The organism is Moorena sp. SIO2C4 (assembly GCF_010672485.1).
In the GTDB taxonomy this organism is placed as follows: Bacteria; Cyanobacteriota; Cyanobacteriia; order Cyanobacteriales; family Coleofasciculaceae; genus Moorena; species Moorena producens.
In genome coordinates this window covers 1-3,643 of sequence record NZ_JAAHGN010000784.1, presented here as the reverse complement: position 1 = coordinate 3,643, position 3,643 = coordinate 1, and the positions used below count along the sequence as shown (strand labels likewise).

At 43.1% G+C, this 3,643-nt stretch carries 3 protein-coding genes; 1 reads left to right on the top strand and 2 read right to left on the bottom strand.

Annotation, left to right across the window (positions count from 1 at the left end):
- Positions 1 to 294 precede the first annotated feature (294 nt).
- Entirely contained in the window at positions 295 to 1,446 is a 1,152-nt protein-coding gene (locus tag F6K20_RS28995; RefSeq protein ID WP_008187090.1) for a hypothetical protein, read from the top strand.
- 443 nt (positions 1,447 to 1,889) lie between these two features.
- On the opposite strand, the gene F6K20_RS28990 is transcribed toward F6K20_RS28995, so the two are convergent.
- Together F6K20_RS28990 and F6K20_RS28985 are read right to left on the bottom strand one after the other, a co-directional pair.
- Positions 1,890 to 2,123 carry a DUF2283 domain-containing protein gene (locus F6K20_RS28990; RefSeq protein ID WP_008187086.1) on the bottom strand — a complete coding sequence of 78 codons (234 nt, stop codon included), beginning with the start codon at positions 2,121 to 2,123 and terminating at the stop codon, positions 1,890 to 1,892.
- Positions 2,124 to 2,577: 454 nt separating this feature from the next.
- On the bottom strand, positions 2,578 to 3,549 hold the full coding sequence (locus F6K20_RS28985; RefSeq protein ID WP_008187083.1) for a threo-3-hydroxy-L-aspartate ammonia-lyase: 972 nt from the start codon (positions 3,547 to 3,549) through the stop codon (positions 2,578 to 2,580).
- Between the last annotated feature and the right edge of the window lie 94 nt (positions 3,550 to 3,643).

Genomic DNA, 3,643 nt, shown 5'->3' with positions numbered 1-3,643 from the left:
AATTCGCCACGGGTCGCACCTCTGCATCGCTCCTAAACTCCGAAACGTAAGTAATCGCTTACTTCTGACTTGCGGACTTGCGGACTTGCGGACTTGCGCGTAGCGCTATAAGTCTGCTCACCGCTGACCCCTGACCGCTGACCGCTGACCGCTGAATGCTTACCTCAAGCAAATATACCCTACAAGCCTCAGTATCAGCTGAGGTTTTTTTTTGTTTCATCGAATATTTTCACTGGTAAAATTAAAAATCGAATAGCACTATAGCAATCCCATCCCATCTACCATCCTATATATATGAACTCCTATCGTCGATTTAACCTAACCTTGGCAGCAGTTACCTTTCCCAGTTTATTTGGGTTTGGCTTATTGAACGCTGCTGTTGACCCTTACGGAGTCATAAATAGCCCAGAGTTACCCGGTCTAAATCAGTTAAAACCTGAACAATTTAACCATGTCAGACTATTCAAGGCTATAGATGTTATTCGTAATGAACCCAAAATCGTTTTGTTAGGTTCATCACGAACTGACCTGGGACTTAACCCAAACCACCCAGGACTGAAACCAGGAAACTCCGGATACAATTTGGCACTAGTTGGTCCAAATATGTATGAAGTTAAACGTTATTTTGACCATGCTATAACTAATCAACCGGATTTAAAAACCGTTGTGATTGGTATTGATTTTTTCATGTTCAATGACTTGAAAACTAATGCTCCAGATTTTAAGGAAAGTCTTCTTAATCAAGAAACTATTCCCCTGCAAGAGTTGATTAATTCGACCCTATCCCTAAACGCGCTGAATGCTACCAAATCAACCGTAAGTTCTAGTATCAAGTCAAAGGCTTACTATCTTTATGATGCCCATGGTATGCGTTTTGTTTATAACAATAAGCCCGATCAACCTTCACTAGGAAGGTTTAAGGACACGCTCAAGGGCTTAATGACAAGTGATGGATATTATAAAGAGTATCGACTTTCCGATAGTTTTTTGGATGATCTTCAAGACATTGTTGATACCTGTAAGGAAAAAGGGATAGAGCTAAAAGTATTTATATCACCATCCCATGCTACTCAATGGGAAAGTCTTAGGGTTACTGGACTTTGGCCAGTGTTTGAAGAATGGAAACGTCGGTTAGTGGAGATTACACCATTGTGGGATTTTTCTGGTTATAACAGCATTACCACAGAATCGATTAGGGAAGGGATGAAAAACTATTGGGATAGCTCTCATTATCGCGAGGAAGTAGGTGATCTAATCCTGAATCGCCTGTTCAGTTATCAAGTTCAGACTGTTCCAGAGGATTTTGGTGTTCTAATTACACCAGCAAATATTGAATCCCACCTCGGTAAAGTTAGGAATGAGCGGGAGTCATGGGCAGAGACTAATGGTGATCTAGTCAAGTTAGTGGAAGATTTAAACCAAAAATCTGAGATAGCGAGTAAGTAATTTTCCTATACTTAGTGTGGTTTGGTAAGAAGTAGGGTGGGCAAAAACCTTTTGGTTAAAATCAGTCTTCTCGATCAGATAACTTTGCCCACCCTACTATCAGGCAAAAACCTTTTGGTTAAAATCATTCTTCTAGATCAGATAACTTTGCCCACCCTACTATCAGGCAAAAACCTTTTGGTTAAAATCATTCTTCTAGATCAGATAACTTTGCCCAGCCTACTATCAGGCAAAAACCTTTTGGTTAAAATCATTCTTCTCGATCAGATAACTTTGCCCAGCCTACTATCAGGCAAAAACCTTTTGGTTAAAATCATTCTTCTAGATCAGATAACTTTGCCCAGCCTACTATCAGGCAAAAACCTTTTGGTTAAAATCAGTCTTCTAGATAACATAACTTTGCCCACCCTACTTTAATTGGTATTTTTTTTACACCCAAGTCCCTAAGCTGAATGCTTACCCGAAAGATTCAAGAGCTTCCCCTGGGCTGATTCTACAATGGCGTCTCGGATGAAGGCACTTGCTTGGATAATCTCTATTCCAATTAAGTCTCCTGCTTCATTGAGTTCGGCCGTAATGTTAGGACTAATCTCGACACTACCTGCTTCTGGTTCATCAGACAGGGTAAGGTGAAGGATATCCTCTTGTTCAAAGTATGTCATCTTGGCATTATTCATTAATTGTAAATCTCCCAGTTCTTAAGCGGAATCGTAGTTGTTGACGGGTGGTGCTATGGATGGTTACTGGAGTTATCAAATCACCACTGCGTTCATAAGGAATTATGACTAACTGATTGTCGTGCTTGCCAACTGCGATCTGTCTGCCTGTGACGGTATCATAATATCTCTATCCAGAAAATCTCAGGATTTCCTCGATCTTAGCTAGGTCAAATCCCCTGAGTTCGGCTCGATACTGTAGATAATTTGACCAGACAATTTGTGGCATTTGTTAAACGTTGCTGAAGTTTGAGTTGCGAGCACAACTTCTATAATACACGCAAGCAATCCCACTCCTTCTTACAATATCTTCCAATTCTAACCAAAACGCGATCGCCTACGGTGGATACTTCGTACCATCCTAAAAATACCTCATCCTTAATATTTAATCCTTAAAACTTAATACTTCTAATACCTAGTTTCCAGTCAATTGAGCAATTTGCTTCAAATCCACATTGCCACCGCTGATAATGACACCAATCCGAGCATTGGGCATGTTAATGATACCTTCAAGTAGGGCAGCAGCAGCTAAGGCACCAGTGGGTTCAACTACAATTTTGAGCCGTTCCCAGAGGAAAAACATGGTACGGATAATCGCAGCTTCCGATACAGTTACCATGTCATCGACGTAATTAAGAACTAGGGGAAAGGTAAGTTTACCCAGGCTGGGAGTTCTGGCTCCGTCAGCAATGGTATTGGGATTGTCAACAGTTTGGAGGATTTTGCTATGGAAGGAACGGGTGGCATCATCGGCCTGTGCTGGTTCTACACCAATCACACGGCAATTAGGATATAGGGTTTTGGTTGCGATCGCACATCCGGAGAGTAAGCCACCACCACCACAACACACCAGTAACAGATCCAGTGAACCAACTTGTTCTAGGAGTTCTTTGGCCGTAGTACCCTGTCCAGCAATAATGTGGGGGTGATCGTAGGGAGGAATGATAGTGAGTTTGCGATCGCGTGATAACTCTTCCGCTAATGCTTCTCGTCTCAATTCAGCCCGATCATATAAAATTACTTCAGCACCATAGCCACGGGTAGCGGCTTGCTTGACAGCTGGGGCATCTTTGGGCATGACTACAGTGGTGGGAATACCGAGGAGGGTGCCAGATAATGCGATCGCTTGGCCATGATTACCAGAAGAAAAGGTGAGAACCCCTCGCTGTTTTTGTTCTTCAGATAGTTGTGACAGAGCGTTATAAGCCCCTCGAAACTTAAAGGCACCAATACGTTGGAAGTTTTCGCATTTGAAGAATACTTGAGCCTTGGTGAGCTGGTTGACAGTCCTGGAGGTATGGACTGGAGTTTGATGGGCATTGCCCAATAGGCGTTTAGCGGCGGCTTCTATGTCAGTGTAGGTTACGGGTAATGCTTGCAGTTCCATAGCAGTAGGGAGTCGGGAGCGGTGCGACCCGTGGCGAATTTAATTCGCCTACGGAAAGCGCACCGAGGGAGTCGGGAGCGGTGCGACCCGTGGC